General features: G+C 69.3%; 22 protein-coding genes. 10 read left to right on the forward strand and 12 right to left on the reverse strand.

The features are described 5' to 3' along the window. Nucleotides 1-234: 234 nt before the first annotated feature. The 8 genes from J2851_RS15280 to J2851_RS35785 form a co-directional block, all read right to left on the reverse strand. Nucleotides 235-1,320 (reverse strand): ArsO family NAD(P)H-dependent flavin-containing monooxygenase, encoded by a 1,086-nt coding sequence (locus tag J2851_RS15280; RefSeq protein WP_209767241.1) that lies wholly within the window; start codon nucleotides 1,318-1,320, stop codon nucleotides 235-237. 6 nt (nucleotides 1,321-1,326) lie between these two features. Beyond that, the gene (arsH, locus tag J2851_RS15285) at nucleotides 1,327-2,088 is read right to left on the reverse strand and encodes an arsenical resistance protein ArsH (protein ID WP_209767242.1); all 762 of its coding nucleotides are present in this window, start codon (nucleotides 2,086-2,088) and stop codon (nucleotides 1,327-1,329) included. Nucleotides 2,089-2,127: 39 nt separating this feature from the next. Further along, nucleotides 2,128-3,201, reverse strand: coding sequence for an ACR3 family arsenite efflux transporter (arsB, locus tag J2851_RS15290; RefSeq protein WP_209767243.1), 1,074 nt, complete (start codon nucleotides 3,199-3,201; stop codon nucleotides 2,128-2,130). A 15-nt stretch (nucleotides 3,202-3,216) separates the two neighbouring features. Next, nucleotides 3,217-3,651, reverse strand: a complete 435-nt coding sequence (arsC, locus tag J2851_RS15295; protein WP_209767244.1) for an arsenate reductase (glutaredoxin) — start codon at nucleotides 3,649-3,651, stop codon at nucleotides 3,217-3,219. Further along, nucleotides 3,648-3,866, reverse strand: coding sequence for a hypothetical protein (locus J2851_RS15300; protein ID WP_209767245.1), 219 nt, complete (start codon nucleotides 3,864-3,866; stop codon nucleotides 3,648-3,650). Before J2851_RS15300 ends, arsC begins: the two co-directional genes overlap by 4 nt. Then, nucleotides 3,863-4,375, reverse strand: coding sequence for an arsenate reductase ArsC (locus J2851_RS15305; protein WP_209767246.1), 513 nt, complete (start codon nucleotides 4,373-4,375; stop codon nucleotides 3,863-3,865). The genes J2851_RS15300 and J2851_RS15305 overlap by 4 nt, the downstream gene beginning before the upstream one ends. 117 nt (nucleotides 4,376-4,492) lie before the next feature. Next, nucleotides 4,493-4,876: an ArsR/SmtB family transcription factor gene (locus J2851_RS15310; RefSeq protein WP_209767247.1), complete on the reverse strand. Its 384-nt coding sequence runs from the start codon at nucleotides 4,874-4,876 to the stop codon at nucleotides 4,493-4,495. 268 nt (nucleotides 4,877-5,144) lie between these two features. Continuing rightward, nucleotides 5,145-5,657 carry an ArsR/SmtB family transcription factor gene (locus J2851_RS35785; RefSeq protein ID WP_246500672.1) on the reverse strand — a complete coding sequence of 171 codons (513 nt, stop codon included), beginning with the start codon at nucleotides 5,655-5,657 and terminating at the stop codon, nucleotides 5,145-5,147. Between the two features lie 166 nt (nucleotides 5,658-5,823). On the opposite strand from J2851_RS35785, the gene J2851_RS15320 reads away from it, so the two are divergent. The 7 genes from J2851_RS15320 to J2851_RS15350 all read left to right on the forward strand — a co-directional run bounded on the left by J2851_RS15320 (nucleotide 5,824) and on the right by J2851_RS15350 (nucleotide 14,974). Further along, entirely contained in the window at nucleotides 5,824-7,674 is a 1,851-nt protein-coding gene (locus tag J2851_RS15320; RefSeq protein WP_209767248.1) for a sensor histidine kinase, read from the forward strand. After that, a complete protein-coding gene (locus tag J2851_RS15325; RefSeq protein WP_209767249.1) occupies nucleotides 7,664-8,275 on the forward strand; it encodes a response regulator transcription factor in 612 nt (203 codons plus the stop codon). The genes J2851_RS15320 and J2851_RS15325 overlap by 11 nt, the downstream gene beginning before the upstream one ends. A 151-nt stretch (nucleotides 8,276-8,426) precedes the next feature. Then, nucleotides 8,427-9,155 carry a sulfate reduction electron transfer complex DsrMKJOP subunit DsrO gene (dsrO, locus tag J2851_RS15330; protein ID WP_209767250.1) on the forward strand — a complete coding sequence of 243 codons (729 nt, stop codon included), beginning with the start codon at nucleotides 8,427-8,429 and terminating at the stop codon, nucleotides 9,153-9,155. After that, on the forward strand, nucleotides 9,155-10,285 hold the full coding sequence (gene nrfD / locus J2851_RS15335) for an NrfD/PsrC family molybdoenzyme membrane anchor subunit (protein WP_211114334.1): 1,131 nt from the start codon (nucleotides 9,155-9,157) through the stop codon (nucleotides 10,283-10,285). The genes dsrO and nrfD overlap by 1 nt, the downstream gene beginning before the upstream one ends. A gap of 14 nt (nucleotides 10,286-10,299) precedes the next feature. Further along, on the forward strand, nucleotides 10,300-13,404 hold the full coding sequence (locus J2851_RS15340; RefSeq protein ID WP_209767252.1) for a molybdopterin dinucleotide binding domain-containing protein: 3,105 nt from the start codon (nucleotides 10,300-10,302) through the stop codon (nucleotides 13,402-13,404). Between the two features lie 377 nt (nucleotides 13,405-13,781). Continuing rightward, on the forward strand, nucleotides 13,782-14,300 hold the full coding sequence (locus J2851_RS15345; RefSeq protein ID WP_209767253.1) for a YeeE/YedE thiosulfate transporter family protein: 519 nt from the start codon (nucleotides 13,782-13,784) through the stop codon (nucleotides 14,298-14,300). Between the two features lie 11 nt (nucleotides 14,301-14,311). Further along, a complete protein-coding gene (locus J2851_RS15350; RefSeq protein WP_209767254.1) occupies nucleotides 14,312-14,974 on the forward strand; it encodes a YeeE/YedE thiosulfate transporter family protein in 663 nt (220 codons plus the stop codon). Nucleotides 14,975-15,019: 45 nt separating this feature from the next. Here J2851_RS15350 and J2851_RS15355 read toward each other — a convergent pair whose 3' ends face one another. From J2851_RS15355 to J2851_RS15365, 3 genes are read right to left on the reverse strand one after another with little or no spacing between them, the layout of a single operon-like run. Next, on the reverse strand, nucleotides 15,020-15,751 hold the full coding sequence (locus J2851_RS15355) for an ABC transporter ATP-binding protein (protein WP_209767255.1): 732 nt from the start codon (nucleotides 15,749-15,751) through the stop codon (nucleotides 15,020-15,022). Between the two features lie 4 nt (nucleotides 15,752-15,755). Then, a complete protein-coding gene (locus J2851_RS15360; protein ID WP_209767256.1) occupies nucleotides 15,756-16,889 on the reverse strand; it encodes an ABC transporter permease in 1,134 nt (377 codons plus the stop codon). Beyond that, nucleotides 16,886-18,043 (reverse strand): efflux RND transporter periplasmic adaptor subunit, encoded by a 1,158-nt coding sequence (locus tag J2851_RS15365; RefSeq protein WP_209767257.1) that lies wholly within the window; start codon nucleotides 18,041-18,043, stop codon nucleotides 16,886-16,888. The genes J2851_RS15360 and J2851_RS15365 overlap by 4 nt, the downstream gene beginning before the upstream one ends. 254 nt (nucleotides 18,044-18,297) lie before the next feature. Between J2851_RS15365 and J2851_RS15370 the strand changes: the two genes are divergently transcribed. Further along, nucleotides 18,298-18,648, forward strand: coding sequence for an ArsR/SmtB family transcription factor (locus J2851_RS15370; RefSeq protein ID WP_209767258.1), 351 nt, complete (start codon nucleotides 18,298-18,300; stop codon nucleotides 18,646-18,648). 169 nt (nucleotides 18,649-18,817) lie between these two features. On the opposite strand, the gene J2851_RS15375 is transcribed toward J2851_RS15370, so the two are convergent. Further along, nucleotides 18,818-19,282, reverse strand: a complete 465-nt coding sequence (locus J2851_RS15375; RefSeq protein WP_209767259.1) for a hypothetical protein — start codon at nucleotides 19,280-19,282, stop codon at nucleotides 18,818-18,820. A gap of 227 nt (nucleotides 19,283-19,509) precedes the next feature. Here J2851_RS15375 and J2851_RS15380 point away from each other — a divergent pair, with 227 nt between their 5' ends. Beyond that, the gene (locus J2851_RS15380) at nucleotides 19,510-19,713 is read left to right on the forward strand and encodes a YgaP family membrane protein (RefSeq protein WP_209767260.1); all 204 of its coding nucleotides are present in this window, start codon (nucleotides 19,510-19,512) and stop codon (nucleotides 19,711-19,713) included. 23 nt (nucleotides 19,714-19,736) lie between these two features. Beyond that, nucleotides 19,737-20,357: a Tll0287-like domain-containing protein gene (locus J2851_RS15385; protein ID WP_246500673.1), complete on the forward strand. Its 621-nt coding sequence runs from the start codon at nucleotides 19,737-19,739 to the stop codon at nucleotides 20,355-20,357.

Raw genomic sequence — 20,357 nt, forward strand, 5'->3', positions numbered from 1 at the left:
TACACAAGCAATCAGATATTTGCTTAAAATCTCGACATATTCAGGGCTCTATCGCGAGTTACCCCTAAGCCGCTTCCGGGCGGCTTTTTCTTTGCCCGATGGATCTTTGATCGTTGCCGGAACGCCTTGCGCGGACCGTGCGCGCCGGGCGGAGCGGCGCCGATGAGGCGGAGTGGAGCCGCAAGACGCAGGCCAGCCACTGAACCACAGGCCGAACGGTCCGCCCGGTGCCATTCACGAGGCCGGCGCCGATCCGACTGTGGCCGTGTTGAGCGCCTCCGCAATGCGCCGGGCCGTATCCCGGGCGCTCCGACCGACCCCGATCAACGTGGCGGAGGCCGGCCCCGTCCAGCCGCCGTAGCCGACAAACCAGAGGCGCGGCTCATGCAGCGCACGGGTGCCGTCCAGGGCGACTGTTCCCTCAGGCCCAACGATGCCGAGAGACGCGACGTGGTCCAGCGCCGGACGGAAGCCGGTGCACCAGATCACGGCGTCGATCATGCTCTCGGTGCCGTCGCGCCAGACCACCCCGGTTTCGGTAAAGCGGGTGAACGGACGCACGGCGTGCAGCACGCCACGGTATCGGGCCTCCAACACCGGCGGGACCATGACGATGTCGCCGAGGCCGCCGGTCGGCATGTCCGGCTCGCGGCCTTCCTGGAGCGCCTTGACGCGCGCCGTAGCCCGGTGGAACAGCACGCGGCCATCGACGTCGTCCGGCAGGAACACCGGTGGCCGCTCGGTCACCCACGTCGTCTCGGCGACCGCGGACACCTCGGCCAGGATCTGCGCGCCGGAATTCCCGCCGCCCACGATCAGGACCCGCTGCCCCGCGAACCGCTCGGGCGCGTCGTAGGCGCCGGAATGGATCTGGAGACCGCGGAACGCCGTCCGGCCTGGATAGTCCGGAATGTATGGATGCCGCCACGTGCCGGTCGCGCTGACCACCATGCGGGCGAACCAGTCGCCGTGATCCGTCACCACCCGCAGACGGTCGTCCCGCGTCCTTTCGACGGACCGCACCCGCACCGGCCGGCGAACCGGCAGGTCGTAACGGGCTTCGTAGCGGGTCAGGTACTCGACGATCGCGTCGCGGCTGGGGTAGCTGGTTTCGCCGCCGTCCAGCAGCCATCCCGGAAGCGACGACCATGCGGCCGGGGAGAACAGGCGCAGCGACCGCCATGCGTGCCGCCAGGCGCCGCCCGGGGCGTCTTCGGCATCCAGGATGACGAACGACAGCCCGGTTCGCCGCAGATGGTAACCGACCGCCAGGCCGGCTTGCCCACCGCCGATGATGACCACATCCGCCTGGCCCGCCATCGTTCGCTAAGCCTTCCTCTCGCCGTCCATTGCCTGCGCCGCCAGGGCCTGCGCCTCGGTCGCCGCCTTGAGAGCGGCCTCGCGGCGCTCGCTGTAGCGGTCGGTGAGGTAATCGCTGCGGTCCCGGACCAGGAGCGTGAACTTGTAGAGCTCTTCCATGACGTCGACCACGCGGTCGTAGTAGGGCGACGGCTTCATGCGCCCGGCGTCGTCGAACTCCTGGAACGCCTTCGGCACGCTGCTCTGGTTCGGGATGGTCACCATGCGCATCCAGCGGCCGAGAACGCGCATGGCGTTTACAGCGTTGAAGGACTGCGACCCGCCCGACACCTGCATGACCGCCAGCGTGCGTCCCTGGGTCGGGCGGACACCGCCGCTCTCCAGCGGCAGCCAGTCGATCTGGCACTTCAGGATGCCGGTGATCGTGCCATGCCGCTCCGGACTGACCCAGACCTGCCCCTCCGACCATTGGGACAGCGCGCGCAGCTCGGCCACCTTGGGGTGGTCGGCGGGCACGCTGTCGGGCAGCGGCAGGCCGAGCGGATCGAAGATCCGCGTCTCGGCCCCCAGGCGCCGCAGGAGGCGGGCGGCCTCCTCGGCGAGGAAACGGCTGTACGAGCGTTCACGGAGCGAGCCGTACAGCAGCAGGATACGGGGCGGATGCGTTGACGGCCGCTCCGGGGTGAGCTTCCCCAGATCAGGAACGTCGAGCAGGCTCTCGTCCAGGTTCGGGAGCGGGTCGTTTTCGGAAACGTCGGCGTCCGTCATGCTCTCGGCTCACATGGTTCAGAATTCGCGGAGATCGTCTCACGCTCCGGCCTGGCGCTCGTACCAGGGCTTGGTGGCCTTGACGATGCGCACCACCGACAACATCACCGGCACCTCAACCAGCACGCCGACCACGGTGGCGAGCGCGGCGCCGGAGCCCAACCCGAACAGGCTGATGGCGGCGGCCACCGCCAGTTCGAAGAAGTTCGACGCGCCGATCAGCGCCGCCGGGGCGGCCACGCACCAGGCCACGCCGAACCGGCGCGACAGCCAGTAGGCCAGCCCGGCGTTGAGATAGACCTGGATCAGGATCGGCACGGCCAGCAGCAGGATGACCAGCGGCTGCGCCAGGATCGCCTCGCCCTGGAAGCCGAACAGAAGCACCAGCGTGGTCAGCAGGGCCAGCAGCGAGACCGGCTGGAGCACGCCCAGCGTCTTCTTCAGCGCACCCTCGCCGCCGGCCGCCAGCAGGCTGTGGCGCCACAGCTGGGCCGCGACCACGGGAATGACGATGTACAGCACCACCGACAGCAGCAGCGTGGCCCACGGCACGGTGATGGAGGCGACGCCGAGCAGCAGCCCGACCAGCGGCGCGAAGGCGAAGACCATGATCAGGTCGTTCAGCGCCACCTGGCTCAGCGTGTAGTGCGGCTCCCCCTCGCACAGGTTCGACCAGACGAAGACCATCGCGGTGCAGGGGGCCGCGGCCAGCAGGATCAGGCCGGCGATGTAGGACGGGATCTGGTCCTGCGGCAGCAGCGGCGCGAACAGGTGGCCGACGAACAGGCTGCCGAGCAACGCCATGGAGAAGGGCTTGACCGCCCAGTTGATGAACAGGGTGACGCCGACGCCGCGCCAATGCTCCCGCACTTGGCCCAGGGCGGCGAGGTCGATCTTCAGCAGCATCGGCACGATCATCAGCCAGATCAGCACCGCCACCGGCAGGTTGACCTTGGCCACCTCGGCCGCGGCGATCCCGTGGAAGACGCCCGGGACCAGATGGCCGAGCGCGATGCCCACCACGATGCACAGCGCCACCCAGACGCTCAGGTAACGTTCGAAAGTGCCCATGGCCGGGCGGGCCGCCGGAGCGGCGTGGACGTCAGCGGTCATGTCGATACCATCCTGTCAGGAGGCTTTGCCGATGCGGTTGCCGGCTTCGTCCACCACAAGCTCGCCGTCTTCCTTGGTGAAGGCGCCGCGCTGCGGATCGGGAAGGATGTCCAGCACCACCTCGGACGGGCGGCACAGGCGCACGCCCCGCGGCGTCACGACGATGGGCCGGTTGATGAGGATAGGGTGCGCCATCATGGCGTCGAGCAGTTGGTCGTCGGTGACTGACGGATCGTCGAGCCCAAGCTCGGCGCAGGGCGTGCCCTTCTGACGCAGCACGTCACGCACCGACACGCCCATGCGCCGGATCAGGTCGACCAATTGGGGGCGGCTCGGCGGCGTCTTCAGGTACTCGATGACGGTTGGCTCGACGCCACTGTTGCGGATCAGCGCCAGCGTGTTGCGGGACGTCCCGCAGGCCGGGTTGTGGTAGATGGTGACATCGGTCATGGGGTGTTCGACTCCGTCAGGCGTCTCGCCGTTGGTTCCCCGGCGGGGACCAGGTCGCGGGGCGGGCAGCAGCCGATCAACCCCTTCTCGTCCGTTACGCGCCAGAAGCGCCGTCCCGGCGCGGTGACGTCGTCGGTGGCAAGGCCGTTCGCGGCCAGCAGTTCAGCCAGGGACGGCACGTCCGCCTCCGTCAGGGGGGCAACGGTCCGCGTCATGCTCGAACGCCGGCGTCGCGGGCCATGTCGTCCAGCGTCTGCTTGAGGGAGAGCCGGTCGAGCGAGGCGATGGGCAGGCTGATGAAGCCCTGCAGGCGGCGTTCGATCTGACGGAACACGTCGGCGGTGAAGGCCACCTTCTCCGCGTCGGATCCCTGGGCGCCGGACGGGTCGGGGAAGCCCCAGTGGGCGGTGGTCGGATGGCCGGGCCACACCGGGCAGACCTCGCCCGCGGCGCTGTCGCACACGGTGAACACGAAATCCATGTGGGGCGCGTCCGGCGCGGCGAACTCGTCCCAGGTCTTGGAGCGGAGTTGCGTGGTCGGGTAGCCCAGGCGCTCCAGCAGGTCGCGGACATACGGATTGATGCACCCGGAGGGCTGGCTGCCGGCGCTGAAGGCGCGGAAGCGGCCCTTGCCCGCCCGGTTCAGAATGCACTCCGCCATCACGCTGCGCGCGCTGTTGTGCGTGCACAGGAACAGCACGTTGTAGACCCGTTCATCGGCCATTCTTCCCTCCATGTGTTCGGCACAATGCGGCCGTCGGGGCACGCCCACCCGGCCTTGATGTCGGTCTTCGGCCGCCGGAGCAGCGCGGGGTGTGAACTCGCCAGGTCGGACCGCGCGTTAACCGCCGCAGCGCCCCTTTGGGTCGGTGCCGGTGCCGATCGCGTTGGCCGCGTCCGGCGCCGGAGCGCAGACAGGCGCGTAGGCGGAGGGGTTGGCCGGCCGGCCGCAGCAGTTTTCCACCAAAAACCCGACCAGGCCGTTCATCCGGTCGAAGTCCGCCGAATAGATCAACGAGCGGCCTTCCCGCCGCTGCACGATCAATCCGGCGTGCGTGAGTTGGGCCAGATGAAAGGACAAGGTGGCCGGCGTGACACCGAGTGCCTCGGCGATCGCACCCGCGGCCTGTCCCTCCGGGCCGGCTTGGACCAGCAGACGGAAAATGTCCAAGCGCGTTTCCTGCGACAGCGCGGACAAGGCGGACAGGATGGCCTTCTTTTCCATGGTGGAGTCTTCGTGTGTCGGGGATGGCGGTTGGCCGGCGTGGCACCGTTCCGTGGAAAGAGATTGGATAATTCCAATACCATCAAATTATGTGACGGGCCATACGGCGTCAACTCAGATTTCGATGGTCATCAAAATGTCAAATTGGCGCCGCCACGATTGGCACCGCCACGGTGTCCCTTCGCGCAAACACTGTGCGATGGAACAGGCGATGATGGGCACTGCCGGAGGAGTCCCGTCATACCGCGACGTCCGTGGCTTGGGCCGTTCAGGCGGCCTTGCACCCTTTGGCATCGGCGCAGCATTCCTCAGTCATAAAACTGAGCACGGCACGCATGGAGTCGTAGTTGGCACGGCAGATGAGGGTGGTGCCGCGCCGCTCCTGCGTGACCAGATCGACCAGCACGAGCTTGCGCAGGTGGTGTGACAGGGTGGTCAGCGGAATACCCACCCTTTTCTGGAGATCGCCCACGGCCAAGCCGTCCGCGCCCGCCCGGACGAGCCAGCGGTAAATCTCAAGCCGGGTGACGTGCCCGAGGGCTTCGAGGCGTTCGGCGGTGCGTTCCAGTGTCATGGGCCTGATATAGCGCGGGACGAGGCATTGCTCAACGGTACTTCCAAAATCATGGTAATAGGGAGAGAGATCAACGGCAGGGGGCGCACCTTCCGCGCCCCTCCGGTTCGGCCTGACCCCGGTCTTCCTCGACTCCACCCGCTTGGACGTGAGTCCGCTCATAACGTCGGTAATGCCGGAATTCTGACTGGCAACGGCGAATTTCATATCGGGGCTCCGGCGCGGTGTGGCGGCGCGCCGGTTGAAAGCGGCTGGGGAAGAGTGTATGCGGCGTGCGTGGCCTGCTTGATTGGTCGCCCCGATCCTTCGCCGGCAATCCTCAGCCGAGGACGCGATGCCCACTCCATTCCGACAGGCTTTGTCCCGACCGACCATGGCCCGGCTGAACCGCCCGATGCTGGCCGGCGCGCTCGTCGGCTTGTGGGCCGGCGTGGCCTTCGCCGTGGAACCGCCCATCCGTGTCGGGGTTCTGGCCTACCGGGGCGGCGATCACGCGAACGCCGCCTGGGAGCCGACCGTCCGATATCTGGCCGAGCGGTTCCCCGGGCGCGGCGCGGAGATGGTGCCGCTGGACCTGCCTGGCATGGACGCCGCCGTGCAGGCCCGCTCCATCGATTTTGTCCTGACGAACACCGGCAACTACGTGGAGCTGGAGGCGCGCCATGGCGTGACCCGGATCGCCACGCTCCACTCCTCGCGCGCCGGGGAGTCGGGTGCCGCCATCGGCTCCGTCCTGATCGTCCGCGCCGACCGCACCGACATCCGCGCGGTGAGCGACCTGAAGGGGCGGACCGTCATGGCGGTCGATCCGGATGCCTTCGGCGGCTTCCAGGTGGCCTGGGCCGCGATGCTGGCGGCCGGTGTGGACCCCTATCAGGATTTGAAAGAACTCCGCTTCTCGGGCTTTCCGGTGGACCGGGTCGTCTTCGCGGTCCGCGACGGCGGCGCCGATGCCGGCGTGCTGCGGGCCTGCGTGCTGGAGGAACTGGCCGCCGAAGGCCGCGTCGACCCCAGCCGGTTCCGGGTGCTGGATCCCAGAACCGCGCCGGGCTTCGACTGCGCTCTGTCCACCGAGCTGTACCCGGACTGGCCGCTCGCCCGGCTTGCCTCCACGCCGGAGGAACTGGCCAAGGCGGTCGTCGTCGCCCTGTTCCAGATGCCCGGCGACCATCCGGCGGCCAAGGCGGGAGGCTACGAAGGCTGGACCGTGCCGCTCGACTACCAGCCCGTCCACGCCCTGTTCCGGTCCTTGCGCATCGGGCCGTACCGCTACCTGCGCGAGGTCTCGCTGATCGACGTCGCCCGTGAACATTGGTACTGGCTGGCGCTGGCGGCCCTTGCGCTGCTGTGGTGGGCGATCCACTCGCTGCGGGTCGAGCATCTGATCAAGGTGCGCACCGCCGAACTCCGCGCGGCCAACCGCGACCTCGTCCACGAGATGGCCGAGCGCCGCCGGGCCGAGGAGACCGCCCGCGAGCGGCAGAAGGAGATGGACCACGTCGCCCGCCTGTCCATCCTCGGCGAGATGGCGAGCAATCTCGCCCATGAGCTGAACCAGCCGCTCGGGGCCATCGCCAACTATGCGCGCGGCTGCACCCGGCGCCTGGAGGCCGGAACGGTGGAATCGGATCAGCTGGCGGGCATCACGCGGGCCATCGCGGAACAGGCCGAACGGGCCGGGGAGATCATCGCCCGCATCCGGGAGTTCGTGCGCAAGCGGGCGGCCCGGCTGGAGCCGATGGGCCTCAACGATGCCGTCCGCACCGCAACCTGCCTGTGCGAGGGGCGGGCGCGCAGCGGCGGCATTCCGATCACCCTGACGCTCGCCGACGATCTCCCCCCGGTGCTGGGGGACCGCGTCCAGATCGAGCAGGTCGTCCTCAACCTGGTCAAGAACGCGCTCGACGCCATGGAGGAAAGGCCGCGCGGTCGGGAAGGCGTCACCGTGCGCACCGCCCGCGACGGCGCGGGACGGGTCGAGGTCGCGGTGACCGACCGGGGGCACGGCCTGTCGGACGAGGCGCGGGCCCGCCTGTTCGACCCCTTCTTCACCACCAAGCCCGGCGGCATGGGCTTGGGCCTGTCCATCTGCCGGACCATCGTGGAATCGCACGGCGGCCATCTCTGGGCCACGGACAACCCGGAAGGTGGCGCCGTGATGCGTTTCGTCCTGCCCGTCGCCACCGAAGAGCAGAGGACCGGGGAGCAACGCCATGCAGGCTGACAAGACCCGCACCGTCTATGTCGTCGATGATGATCCCGCGATGCTGCACTCGCTGGCCTGGCTGATTGGTTCGCTCGGCGTGCCGGTGGAGTCCTTCGCGTCAGCCGAAGAGTTCCTGCGCGCCGTCAAGCCGGACCGTCCCGGCTGTCTGGTCACCGACGTGCGGATGCCCGGCATGAGCGGGCTGGAGTTGCAGGACACGCTGTCCCGCGCCGGGTCGCTGCTGGCGGTCGTCGTCATCACGGGGCATGCCGACGTGCCCATGGCCGTGCGCGCGCTGCGTGCGGGCGCGGTGGACTTCATCGAGAAGCCGTTCAACGATCAGGTGCTTCTCGACCGGGTCCACGAGGCGTTGGAAAAGTCCCGCCGCGCGTGGGAGGAGCAGGCCCGCAAGGCCCACGTCCGGTCGCTGCTGGCGCGCCTGACCCCGCGGGAACGGCAGGTTGCCGATCTGGTCGTGGCCGGCAAGCCGAACAAGGTCATCGCGGCCGAGATCAGCCTGAGCCCGAAGACGGTGGAGGTGCATCGCCACAACGTGATGGAGAAGCTTGGGGTCGGATCCGTCGCCGACCTCACGCGGCTGCTTCTCGAATCCGAGTGATGGGGAATCCCTGCGGCGGATCGTCGCTGGGGAAAACCCTAAGAAGTCTAGGGATGCCCCCAATGGGAGGGGCCTAGGCCCCCGGCTATCCTTTGCACCGAAGCGTTCGCGGGATTCCGCGAACCAGGGAACCGGTGCGAAGGGGCCAGCCATGGACCGATCACGACGCAACTTCTGCCTGGGCGCCGGCGCCGCCGGCATCGGTGCCGCCACGCTGGCGACGATGCCGGCCGAGGCCGCGCAGGCGCGCCAGGGCGGCGATGCGGCGCGGCGCTGGGCGATGGTGGTGGACGTGCGCAAGTGCGTCGGCTGCCAGGCCTGCACGGTGGCCTGCATCATGGAGAACGACGTTCCGGAGAACAGCTTCCGCACCATCGTCTCCACCTACGAGGTGACCGAGCAGGGCAAGACCGGCACCTACATGCTGCCGCGCCTGTGCAACCACTGCGAGGATGCCCCCTGCATCCCGGTCTGCCCGACCGGCGCCACGCATCAGCGCCAGGACGGCATCGTGGTGGTGGACAACACGGTGTGCGTGGGCTGCGCCTACTGCGTCCAGGCCTGCCCCTACGACGCGCGCTTCATCAACCACGACACCCAGACCGCCGACAAATGCACCTTCTGCGTCCATCGCATTGACGCCGGACTGCTGCCCGCCTGCGTGGAGACCTGCGTCGGCGGCGCCCGCGTCTTCGGTGATCTGAACGACCCGAACAGCGCGGTTTCGAAACTGAACCGCGAGACGGACCCGAAGGTGCTGAAGCCCGAGCAGGGCACCCAGCCGCGGGTCTTCTACATCGGCCTCGACCCGAAGTTCCAAGGCAAGGTGGACGGCACCCCGACCCTGTGGCGCCCGGCCCGTGAGAAGGAGCACGTGTGATGGAAAACCAGATCGTCGAGGTCATCAACGTGACCCGCGAGGTGGCGTGGCTTCCCTGGGCCGTCCAATACTTCTTCCTGATCGGCCTGTCGGTCGGCGGCGTGCTGCTGAGCCTGCCCGGCTACGCCTTTGCGAGGGACGAGTGGCGCAAGCTGGGGCGCGTCGCCCTGCTGGTGGCGCTGACCTGCGGGCTGGCCGCCCCGGTGGCGCTGCTGTCCGACCTGCACCAGCCCGGCCGCTTCTGGCACTTCTACGTGGTGTTCCGCCCGACATCCTGGATGTGGTGGGGCTCGATCTTCATTCCCTTCTACGTGACGGGCCTGCTGGTCTACGCCTGGGCCTGCTTCCGCGAGGAATTGCAGGAGCAAGGCCGCGTGGACAGCCGCCTCGCCGCGCTCTACCGGCTGGCCGCCTTGGGCGGCGGGCGGAACGACGGGCTGATCCGCGCCACGGGTCTCGTCGTGCTCGCCGGGGCGGCGCTGGTCGCCCTTTACACCGGCGTCGAGGTTGCCGTGGTCAGGGCGCGCCCGTTGTGGCACACGCCCTTCCTGCCGGTCCAGTTCCTCATGACCGCGCTGGCCGGGACCACCGGCCTGGTGCTTCTCCTGAACCGCTTCGCCGCCGGCAACGACCGCACCGTGGAGGTGCAAGCCAACCGGTTGCTTGCCGGCGCCCTCGGTGCGGTCATGGTGGTCGGCGGCGTGTGGCTGGCCGCGGGCCTGTTCGGGATCGAGCGGACGCACGCCGAAGCTCTGGACAGCGTGGCGAATTCCGAGGCGTGGCGCGTCACCGCCATCTGGGCCGTCGCCGCCACCGTGCTGCCCTTCGTCATCGCCGTCGCCAAGCCTGCGGGCACGGGGCTGCTGACGGGGCTGATCGCGGTCCACAGCGCTTGGATGTTCCGCTGGACCGTGTTCATCGGCGGCCAGACCGTGCCGAAGACCGGTGCCGGCTTCTACGAGTACGCGCTCCCCGCCGGTCCGGAAGGCCTGCTTGGCATCGTCGGCACCGCTGGCCTGTGGCTCTTCCTCCTCCTCGTCATCACCGCCTTTCTGCCGACCCCGCCCCAATCGGCGCCCCGCCCGGTCCGCGCTGCTCCGGCCGCCGACCGCGCCGTAGCCGCCGAGTAAAGGGAGTGACTTCCATGCCCATCACCCGTCGCCTCCTCCTGAAGACCACCGCCGCCGGTGGCGCGCTCGCCGCCTTCGCCGGCGGCTTCTCCGAAACCGGCCGCAAGCTCGTCAAGGGCGCCTGGGCCGGGGAGCAGCCCCGCCACGCCATCTCCGGCAACGCGCCGGCCCCTGAGTTCCGCATCGATCCGAAGAGTGGCGGCATCGCCCTGACACCGGGACAGATCGTCGCCAACGTCGCGTGCCTGGGCTGCACCACGCTGTGCGGGGTCCGGGTCCGCGTGGATGTCGAGAAGAACAAGGTGCTGCGCGTGGCGGGCAACCCCTACAGCCCGCTGTCCACCGATCCCCATCTGCCCTACGGCACCCCGATCCGGGAGAGCTTCAGGTCGCTGTCGCGGCTGGACGAGAAGGGCCTCCAGGGCCGTTCCACCGCCTGCGGGCGGGGCAACGCGGCGCTGGAGATGCTGACCTCGCCCTTTCGCATCACCACGCCGATGAAGCGCGTCGGCCCGCGCGGCGCGGGCAAATGGGAACCGATCGCCTTCGACCGGCTGGTCGAGGAGATCGCCGAGGGGGGCGACCTGTTCGGCGAGGGGCATGTGGACGGCCTTCGCGGTCTGCGTGACCTGAAGACGCCCATCGACCCGGCAGCCCCCGAACTGGGGCCGAAGGTCAACCAGGTGGCCCTGCTGTCGTCGGTGAACGACGGGCGCGAGCCGTTCGTGCGCCGTTTCTTCAACCAGTCGTTCGGCACCATCAACTTCGTCGGCCACGGAGCCTACTGCGGCGGCGCCTACCGCTCCGGTTCAGGCGCGGCGTTCGGCGATCTGAAGGCCATGCCGCACGCCAAGCCCGACCTCCAGAACGCCGAGTTCGTGCTGTTCATCGGCACAGCGCCATCGAACGCCGGCAACCCGTTCAAGCGGCAGGCCATGCTCGTCGCCAAGGGGCGGACCGAGGGCGCGCTGAACTACGTCGTCGTCGATCCCGTGCTGACCAACGCCGACAACCGCGCCGTGGGCGAGCGGTCCAACTGGATTCCGATCCGTCCCGGTACGGATGGCGCGCTGGTCATGGGCCTGATGCGCTGGATGTTCGAGAACGGGCGCATCGACACCCGCTACCTGTCCCAACCCAACGGCAAGGCGGCCGAGGCGGCGGGCGAGGCGAGCTGGTGCAACGCCACGCACCTCGTCGTCGTGCAGAAGGGCCACCCGCGCGAAGGGCGGATGCTGCGCGCCTCCGACATGGGCTGGGTGACGCTGGACGAGAAGGACCGCTACGGCGACAAGGACGCCTTCGTCGTCCTCGATCCCGCCGGGACGCCCGTTGCCCATGACGCCCTGATGGGGCCGGCAGCGCTGTTCCTCGACGGGACCGTGGCGACGCCCGCGGGCAGCGTGGCCGTGAAGACCAGCCTGACCCTGCTGCGCGACGAGGCCATGAAGCTCGACCTGCGCGGCTATGCCGAGGCCTGCGGCATCCCCGCCGATGTCATCGCCGGGCTGGCGCGCGAGTTCACCAGCCACGGCAAAAGGGCCGCCGCCAACGCGCATGGCGGCATGATGGCCGGCAATGGCTTCTACAACGCCTTCGGCGTGGTCACGCTGAACACGCTGATCGGCAACCTGAACTGGAAGGGCGGCACCATCTTCGGCGGCGGCCGCTTCCCCGACGAGCAGGACGGCCCGCGTTACAAGCTGGCGAGCTTTCCCGGCCAGATGAAGCCCTCCGGCACCGCCATCAGCCGCCCGATTCCTTACGAGAAATCCAGCGAATTCAAGGCGAGGAAGGAAGCGGGCAAGCCCTACCCGGCGACGGCGCCCTGGTACCCCAACGCCCCGCAACTGACGACCGAATATCTGACCAGCGGCGTCGTGGATGGCTATCCCTACCCGCTGAAGGCCCTGTTCCTGTGGAACAGCAACCCGGTCTACGGCATCCCCGGGGTCCGCGCCGCCGTGGAGGCGAAGCTGCGGGATCCGAAGGCGCTGCCGCTGATCGTCGCCATCGACCCCTTCATCAACGAGTCCTCGGCCTTCGCCGACTACATCGTGCCGGACACGGTGCTGTACGAGACCTGGGGCTGGGCCGCTCCCTGGGCGGGTGTCCCGACCAAGACGACGACCGCGCGCTGGCCGGTGGTGGAGCCCCGCACCGCCACGCTGGCGGACGGCCGGCACGTCCAGATGGAGACGTTCCTGATCGCCACGGCCAAGCGCCTGGGCCTGCCCGGCTTCGGCCCGGACGCCATCCAGGACATGGACGGCAACGCCTACCCGTTGGAGCGTCCGGAGGACTGGTACCTGCGCGGCGGTGCCAATATCGCGTGGCTCGGCAAGCAGCCGGTGCCCGACGTTTCCGACGAGGACATCCGCCTGTCGGGCGTGGAGCGCGTGCTGCCCGCGTTGAAGGCGACGCTGAAGGCCGAGGAATGGCGCAAGGTCGCCTTCATCCTGGCGCGCGGCGGCCGCTACCAGAACCAGGGCGAGGGGTTCGAGGGCGACAAGGCCACCCACAGGTTCGCCAAGCCGCTGCTGGTCTACAACGAGAATGTCGGCGCTTCGAAAAGCAGCGTCACCGGCAAGCGGTGGACCGGCACGGCGACCTGGATGGCCCCGGCCTTCTCCGACGGCACGGCGGTGCGCAGCGTCCACAAGCCGGAGGACTGGCCTTTCCAGCTGGTCAGCTCCAAATCGGTGCTGGTCAGCGCCTACACCATCGCGGCGAGCCGCCTGCGCCACCTGCACCCGGAGAACCCGGTCGGCATCAACGTGGAGGATGCCCGGCGCCTGGGCATTGAAACCGGCGACCGCATCCGCATCGCCACGCCGGGCGGGAGCGAGCCGGCAACGGCCATCGTCCGGCATGGCGTCATGCCGGGGGTGCTCGCGGTCGAGCACGGCTTCGGGCACAAGGAGTACGGCGCACGCCCGCACGTCATCGGCGGCAAGAGTCAGCCGGACGTGCCGGAGATCGGCGCCGGCATCAACATCAACGACCTCGGCCTCGCCGACCCGACCCGCAAGGGCGCCTCGGTCTGGGTCGATCCGGTCGCGGGCACCGCGGTGCGCCAGGGCATTCCGGCCAAGCTGGAGCGCGCCGCCGCCGCGTGACCCCGACCGACCACGCCGCAAGGTCCGATGATCGCTCTGTCAGGTTTCCTGCCGGACGGAGCGGTCGCGGCCATGCGGTCGCCGTCGCGCGCGGCCCGGGCCGCGGAGGCGCAGCCGCAGACGACCGAAACCCACAAATATATCGACCACGGCTGACCGGCGAGCACGTCCAGGGCTTCGCGGCGGATCGGTTCGCCCATACGGGGGCTTCTCCTGCGGTGATGGACGCATCCACACGTCGCGGAACGCGCGGGCGGAGCGCTTCCCGACCGTAACGCATGACCGTTGACAAACCGGCGGTAAATTAGGATATCCTGATATAAACAAGCCTGCCTTTTGGCCCTCGTCCGCCGATTCACATTTTTGGAGCCTGGATCATGCCTTACGGACTGCGCGACAAGGCGTGGAGTCCCTACGCCGCGGGCGTTCTGATCGGCCTGCTGCAGATCCCCGCCTTTCTGCTGATCAACACGGCGCTCGGCGCCTCGTCGTCCTACGTCACGGTCGCCGCCCATCTCGTGTCGCTCGTCGATCCGGCGGTCTCCGGCATCAAGTACGCCGCCCAGCATCTGGAAGGCGCGAAGAACTGGTGGCAGGTGGCGATGGTGGCCGGCATTGCCGCGGGAGCCTTCATCTCCTCGCGCCTGTCCGGCGTGCGCCGCAGGGGGTTTTCACCGGTCTGGACGCGGGTGGTCGGTCTGCGGTCGCTGGCGGGACGCACGCTGATGGGCGTGGCCGGCGGCTTCGTCATGCTGCTCGGTGCCCGCATCGCCGACGGCTGCACCAGCGGCCACGGGATCTCCGGGATGGCGCAGCTGGCGGTCGGGTCCTTCGTCGCGGTGGGCGCGATGTTCGCCGGCGGCATTCTGGTCGCCATGATGATGAAGCGGTTGTGACGGAGGCGGGCATGAGCGTATTGGGCGCCGTTGGGGTCGGGCTCCTCATGGGGATGGTGTTCGGCTTCGCCCTGGAAAAGAGCCGCGTGTTCGAACCGGGCATGATCATCGGACAGTTCCAGTTCCGGAACTTCATCATGCTGAAGATCTTCCTGACCGCGGTGACCACGGGCCTGGTCGTTCTGGCGGTCCTGAACGGGCTGGATCTCGTCAAGCTGTCGCCCAAGGCGACGCTTTTCGCGGCCGACGTGGGCGGAGGGCTGCTGTTGGGGGCCGGCATCGCCCTGGCCGGCGCCTGTCCGGGCACGGTGGCGGCGCAGATCGGCGCCGGCTACCGCGACGCCATCGGCACGCTGGTCGGGGGCATCGCCGGGGCGGCGCTGTTCATCCATGTCCAGCCGGTGCTGGAGCCGCTCATCCTGACGGGCGGTCCGGGCAAGCTGCGGGTCGACGTCGCGTTGGACATGCCCTATTGGGTGACGGCCCTGGCCTTCGCCGTCGTCTGGGTGGTGGTGCTCGTCGCGCTGGAGAAATGGCGCCCCTGGCGCGTGGATTTGGGAGCCGACCACGACGGGCTCGGCGTTCCCCCGGCGTTGGGCGGCGGGGCGAACGTGCCCGACGGGCAGGATCCGTTGGCCGTGGGAGATTTTAAGATCGGGCTCCGGAGGGAATAGCCGCAAGGCCTCGCGCCGGTCCCGCGACGGTGTCGTTGCGACTTCTCACGCTTCGGCCGGTCCGTGGGCGGGTTCGTCATACTCCACGACGCGGCCGTCCCGCAGCACGATCCGCCGGTCGAAGCGGTCGAAGATCTTCTCGTCATGGGAAACGACGAGGATCGCCGCCTGCTGCTCGACCGCCACTTTGCGCAGCAGATCCAGGACGATGCCCGCGCGTTGGGAATCAAGCGCGGCGGTCGGCTCGTCGGCCAGGATGATGCGCGGCCGGTTGGCCAGCGCGCGGGCGATGGCGACGCGTTGCGCCTCGCCGCCCGACAGCCGGGAGGGCAGGGTGCCGAAGCGGTGCCCGACCTCCAGATAGTCCAGCAGATCGCGCGCCCGGTCCCGCGCCGCGGCTCCGGAATATCCCGCGAGGTCGAGCACCACCGCGACATTCTCTCCCGCCGTCAGGAAGGGCAGCAGGTTGTGGAACTGGAAGATGAAGCCGATCTTCTCCAGCCGCAGGCGGCGCAGGTCGGCGCACCGCCAGCCTCCGTCATAGACGGTCTGTCCATCCAGGCTGAGGCTGCCCTCGGTCGGCTCGACGATGCAGCCGACGAGGTTCAGCAGCGTCGTCTTGCCCGACCCGCTGGGACCGAGCAGCCCGACCACCTCGCCGGGGTAGACGCGCAGGTCGGTGGCCTTCAGCGCGTGCACCGCCACCTCGCCGCGGCCGTAGGTCTTGGCGACGCCGCGAAGTTCGACGAGAGGGTGGGCATCGGACGGGACAGGCATCGCCTTATCCTCCCAGCGCGGTGGCCGGGTCGACCTTCAGCGCCAGCCGCACGCCCAGCCCGCTTGCCGCCACGCAGATGATCAGCACCGCCGCGCCGAGCATCAGGGCGTCTTCCGGCGTCAGCACGACCCGGCGCGGAAAATGGTCCTTGACCAGCAGGATCAGCACCGTCCCCACGCTCCACCCGATGACGCCCATGGCCAGCGCCTGGTGGACGATCAGTCCGACGATGGTGCGGTCCGGCGCGCCGATCAGCTTCAGCGTGGCGATCTCCTTCACCTTGTCCATGGTCAGCGTGTAGAGGATGAGCGCGATGACCACCGCGGAGACCGCCAGCAGGATGGTCGTGAACAGGCCGATCTGCCGGCGGGCCTTCTCCACCACGGACTGGAGCAGCAGCGCCTCCTGCTGGCCCTGGGTGAGCGCGCTCAGGTGCTTCCAGCGGGCCGCCGTGTCGGCCACCTCCTGCACCGGAACACCGGGCAGCACGCGGGCGACGACGGCGTTGACGATGTCGGTGCCAGCCGGCCCGGAGCCGCGCGCCCGCTCGCGCCGGGCGGCCGGCGGGTCGAGGTCGAATTGCAGGCGCTGGCTGTCCGCCAACGTCAGGAACACCACCGGATCGCCGCCGGACGCCACCAGCCCGTCGGTCAGTCCGACCACCGTGAAATCGTTGCGGCCGAGCCGCAAGCGCTCGCCGAGGTCGAGGCCGCTGCGGCGGTCGGCGACCATCTCGTAATGGGCGCGGGTGATCGGGCGCCCGGCGACGATCCGCGCCGGGGCGCCGGGCCGGTTCAGCTCATGGCCGACGACGTAAAGCCGCAGCGTGCGGCCACGGTGCGCCGTCTCCACCGACTGGAAGGTCAGGCTGCCGGCCTCCGCCACCCCGGCCAGCCGCGCCACGGAATCGCGCTCGTCGCCGGGGATGCGCGAGGATTCGGCAAAGGGGCCGCGCGTCCCGGATTCCACCACCCACAGGTCGGCGCCGGGTGCCCGCGCCAGGGTCAGCGCCTCGTCCACCAGCCCGCGGTAGATGCCGATCATCGACAGCACCACGCCGAGCAACAGACTGAGCCCCAGGCAGGTCAGCAGGAAGCGGCCGAGATTGTGGCGGACGTCGCGCAGGGCGAGGTTCATGGCGTGCTTCCGGTGACGTCGGCGCGGCGCCCCTCCCGCAGACCCGGCACGGTTTCCGTCACCGCCCTTGCGCCATCCGGAAGCCCGTCCACGATCTGCAAGCGGCCATCCAGCGTGCGCCGGCCGAAATCCAGTGTCCGGCGCGCGAGGCGGCCGTCCTCGACCGTCCACACCACGCCGCGCCGTCCGTCGTACCGTTCCACCGCGGTCTGCGGAACGAGGAGCGCGCTCTCCAGCCGATCCACGGCGATGGTCGCCTCCACCTGCTCGGCCAGGAAGACCCGCGGCGGGCAGACGTCGCACTTCAGGTAGACCTTGCGTTCCTCGGTGACGCGGTCGCTCTCCATCTCGATGCGGACGATGCGGGCGTCGAAGGCCTGCCCCGGCAGGGAGCGCAGGCGGACCCGCGCCGGCTGCCCTTCGCGCAGGCCTCCGGCCGACGCCTCGTCCACATGCACCAGCGCCCAGACGCTGTCGGGGGCGATCAGGGTGAACAGCGGTTCGCCGGGATTGACGGCGGCACCCAGTTCCTTGTGGCGGGCGACCACCAGCGCGTCAAACGGCGCCGTCAGGACGTGGCGGCCGAGGCGTGCCGTCTCGTACCGCAGCCGCGCCTCGGCGTCGGCGATGACGGCCTCCGCCACCGCGAGATCGGCGCGGGCGACGTCCAGTTCCGCCTCCGCGACCTTCAAGTCGGCGGCGCTGTCCTGGGCGGCTTCGACCGACACGCTGCCCTTGCCGAGCAGGGTCTGCCGGCGCTCGTTGGTTTGCCGGCGCTTGTCGAGCAGCGAGCGTGCCTTGACGATGGCCGCCGCCGCCTTGTCCCGCGCCGCCCGCGCCTGTCCGACGGCGGCCTTGACTTCGGCGACGCGGGCCTCCTGCTGGCTGGAGTCCAGGCGGGCGAGCGTCATGCCCTTCGCCACGCGGTCGCCGTGGTCGGCGGAGAGTTCGGTCAGCGTGCCGGCAACCTCCAGCCCGACGGCGGAGCGCACGCGCGCCTCCACCGTGCCGAGACCGTAGACTTCGACCAGGACGTCGCGCTCGGCCGCGGCGAGAGGAACGGCGACCGGCCGGAACCGCAGGGCGTAGACCGCGCCGCCGGCCAGCAGCGCCGCCGTCAGGACGTACAGGGTCCGGCGAAGGGCGCGGCGCATCACTGGGCCTTGTCGACCCAGCCCCACCGTCCGAAAATTGTCCGCCCGTCCGGCGACGACAGGAAAGCGACGGCGAGACGGCGACGGTTCATGGCGGGGTCCTCGCAAGCGTGGGCGGCGGTGCGTCCTCACCGGTTCCGCGCGCGGGAAACGGCGCCGCATCGTCGGCGCGGCAACGCCGTTCCCCACATTCCGCTTGAATGAATGAGCAGCCCGAGGATATTAGTCAACGCTAAAATAGAAGTCCTTCCGGAATGTTCCCGTCGTCCATGGATCCGTCGCTCGACCCCGCCGAACTGGAGGCGCGCGCCGCCGAGGCGGAGGCCTTCCTGCGCTCCATCGCCAGCCGGCACCGGCTGATGATCCTGTGCAGTTTGCTGGCCGGCGAGATGCAGGTGGGGGAACTGGTGCGGCGCCTTGGCCTGTCGCAATCCAACCTGTCCCAGCACCTCGCCAAGCTGCGGCAGGAAGGGCTGGTCGCCACCCGCCGGGAGGGAACGGCGATCCACTACCGCATCGGCTCGGACCGGGTGCGGCCCATCCTCGTCGAACTCTACCGGTCGTTCTGCGCCGAGACGGGCTGCCCCGCCGGAACGTCCGGCTAAAACCGTTTTCGTCCCTTTTGAAGGACGCGATGCTCAGGACCTCCCGATCGGGCTGCCTGATGATTGAGCGCGGCCAACCGGGAACTCCGCCACGAGATGGCCGAGCGCCGCCGGTCCGAGGAAACCGCCCGCGCATCCGCGCGCAAGGGAACAGGGACAGGGGGACCGGTCAGGCGTTTGCTGCCGCCAGCGCCTGGCAGGCACGCTTTGCGGCGGACTCCTCCGGCGCGGTCCCGTCCAGGCTTTTGAAGTCGCCGCGCAAGGCTTTCAGCGCGGTGCGCTCGCGCTCGATCTCCGTCGCGGTGCGGACGCCGAGCCGCCGCAGGATGGGCACGGGCGGGCACCAGCCCTGGAGCGCGTGCTGGAGCAGGAAGCCGGTCACGAGCGCGGGCAGGACCAGGAAGCGTCGGTCCACGAAGGCCCCCAGGAGGGTGCCGGTCAAGGCGAGCGTGGCCGCGTTCGCCTCCAGCGTGCGTTCGACGTCCCACTCGCGGTCGAGGTCGTCGAGACGCCGGCCGATCTGCTCCGGGTGCCCTGCATGATGGCGCACACTCGCCTCGATCCCGGCGGCGATGCGGCGGTTGACGGCGTTGGACGTGGCGTTCTCCACACGGGAAGCGGTGGCGGGCAGCATGGATCCCTCCGGACGTGGAATGGCTCGGGCCGTGCCATGCACGGCGCATCGTGCCCCCACAACATGAGGAGACGCTAATGCGTTCCGCCCTTCGACCATCGTTTCTTGACGATAATATAAGAAATGACTAATTTAGTGTCCGCGAAAGGACGCAGGCCGGACATGCGTTTGCCGTGCCGCCCTCGCCAATTCGGCACCCACCCATCCAGCCTGAGGACGTTTCCCAAATGACCATCGATCGTGTCGTGCTCGCCTTCGCCGGAACCGTCGTGCTGGCGAGCCTCGCGCTGGCGCAACTCCACAATCCGGCCTGGCTCTGGCTGACGGCCTTCGTCGGGGCGAACATGTTCCAGGCCGCCTTCACCGGCTTCTGCCCGCTGGCGATCATCCTCAAGCGCCTCGGCGTGCGGCCCGGCCAAGCCTTCGCCTGAACCCGACAGCCATGGAGAGGAGAATGACCATGCACAAGGATGCGCAACGCAGCCGCAGGCCGACCATGGCGGCGGTGATGTCCGCGCTGGCGGTCGGCGCCGTGATCAGCTTCGTCCTGGCTGCGGTTCCCGCCGCTGCGCAGGATCCCGTGGCTCTCAAGACCGAGGCCGCGGCCGTGATCAAGGAATACGCGGACAGCCTGGGGGCGGCGCTGAAGGGCGCCATCGAGACCGGCGGGCCGGCCAGCGCGATCTCGGTCTGCCACGAAGCCGCGCCGCGCATCGCCGCCGACCTGGGCGCGCGAACCGGTTGGACCGTGCGCCGCACCAGCCTGAAGCCGCGCAACCCCGCCTCCGCCCCGACGGACTACGAACGGTCTGTTCTGGAAAATTTCCAAGCGCGTCTGAGGCAGGGCGAGGACATGGCCGCGCTGGCCCGTGCGGAAACGGTGGGGGAGGGCGGGCAGCCGGTCTTCCGTGTCACGAAGGCCATTCCGACCGGCGAGCTGTGCCTGGCCTGCCACGGCGGGGCGATCAAGCCCGAAGTCCAGGCGAAGCTGGACGAGCTTTACCCCGGCGACACCGCGACCGGCTTCAAGGCCGGCGACATGCGGGGCATGTTTTCCTTGAGCAAGCGCCTCTGA

The sequence above is a fragment of the Azospirillum rugosum genome (assembly GCF_017876155.1).
Taxonomy (GTDB): domain Bacteria; phylum Pseudomonadota; class Alphaproteobacteria; order Azospirillales; family Azospirillaceae; genus Azospirillum; species Azospirillum rugosum.

Excerpts from the sequence above, each read along its gene's own strand:
- J2851_RS15345 (WP_209767253.1), top strand. The coding sequence starts at position 13,782 with ATGCCTTACGGACTGCGCGACAAGGCGTGGAGTCCCTACGCCGCGGGC.
- J2851_RS35785 (WP_246500672.1), bottom strand. The coding sequence starts at position 5,657 with ATGAAATTCGCCGTTGCCAGTCAGAATTCCGGCATTACCGACGTTATG.
- J2851_RS15310 (WP_209767247.1), bottom strand. The coding sequence starts at position 4,876 with ATGGAAAAGAAGGCCATCCTGTCCGCCTTGTCCGCGCTGTCGCAGGAA.
- J2851_RS15365 (WP_209767257.1), bottom strand. The coding sequence starts at position 18,043 with ATGCGCCGCGCCCTTCGCCGGACCCTGTACGTCCTGACGGCGGCGCTG.
- J2851_RS15325 (WP_209767249.1), top strand. The coding sequence starts at position 7,664 with ATGCAGGCTGACAAGACCCGCACCGTCTATGTCGTCGATGATGATCCC.
- arsC (WP_209767244.1), bottom strand. The coding sequence starts at position 3,651 with ATGACCGATGTCACCATCTACCACAACCCGGCCTGCGGGACGTCCCGC.
- J2851_RS15370 (WP_209767258.1), top strand. The coding sequence starts at position 18,298 with ATGTTCCCGTCGTCCATGGATCCGTCGCTCGACCCCGCCGAACTGGAG.
- J2851_RS15300 (WP_209767245.1), bottom strand. The coding sequence starts at position 3,866 with ATGACGCGGACCGTTGCCCCCCTGACGGAGGCGGACGTGCCGTCCCTG.
- dsrO (WP_209767250.1), top strand. The coding sequence starts at position 8,427 with ATGGACCGATCACGACGCAACTTCTGCCTGGGCGCCGGCGCCGCCGGC.
- J2851_RS15350 (WP_209767254.1), top strand. The coding sequence starts at position 14,312 with ATGAGCGTATTGGGCGCCGTTGGGGTCGGGCTCCTCATGGGGATGGTG.
- J2851_RS15305 (WP_209767246.1), bottom strand. The coding sequence starts at position 4,375 with ATGGCCGATGAACGGGTCTACAACGTGCTGTTCCTGTGCACGCACAAC.
- J2851_RS15360 (WP_209767256.1), bottom strand. The coding sequence starts at position 16,889 with ATGAACCTCGCCCTGCGCGACGTCCGCCACAATCTCGGCCGCTTCCTG.
- arsB (WP_209767243.1), bottom strand. The coding sequence starts at position 3,201 with ATGACCGCTGACGTCCACGCCGCTCCGGCGGCCCGCCCGGCCATGGGC.
- J2851_RS15375 (WP_209767259.1), bottom strand. The coding sequence starts at position 19,282 with ATGCTGCCCGCCACCGCTTCCCGTGTGGAGAACGCCACGTCCAACGCC.
- nrfD (WP_211114334.1), top strand. The coding sequence starts at position 9,155 with ATGGAAAACCAGATCGTCGAGGTCATCAACGTGACCCGCGAGGTGGCG.
- J2851_RS15380 (WP_209767260.1), top strand. The coding sequence starts at position 19,510 with ATGACCATCGATCGTGTCGTGCTCGCCTTCGCCGGAACCGTCGTGCTG.
- J2851_RS15340 (WP_209767252.1), top strand. The coding sequence starts at position 10,300 with ATGCCCATCACCCGTCGCCTCCTCCTGAAGACCACCGCCGCCGGTGGC.
- J2851_RS15385 (WP_246500673.1), top strand. The coding sequence starts at position 19,737 with ATGACCATGCACAAGGATGCGCAACGCAGCCGCAGGCCGACCATGGCG.
- arsH (WP_209767242.1), bottom strand. The coding sequence starts at position 2,088 with ATGACGGACGCCGACGTTTCCGAAAACGACCCGCTCCCGAACCTGGAC.
- J2851_RS15280 (WP_209767241.1), bottom strand. The coding sequence starts at position 1,320 with ATGGCGGGCCAGGCGGATGTGGTCATCATCGGCGGTGGGCAAGCCGGC.
- J2851_RS15320 (WP_209767248.1), top strand. The coding sequence starts at position 5,824 with ATGGCCCGGCTGAACCGCCCGATGCTGGCCGGCGCGCTCGTCGGCTTG.
- J2851_RS15355 (WP_209767255.1), bottom strand. The coding sequence starts at position 15,751 with ATGCCTGTCCCGTCCGATGCCCACCCTCTCGTCGAACTTCGCGGCGTC.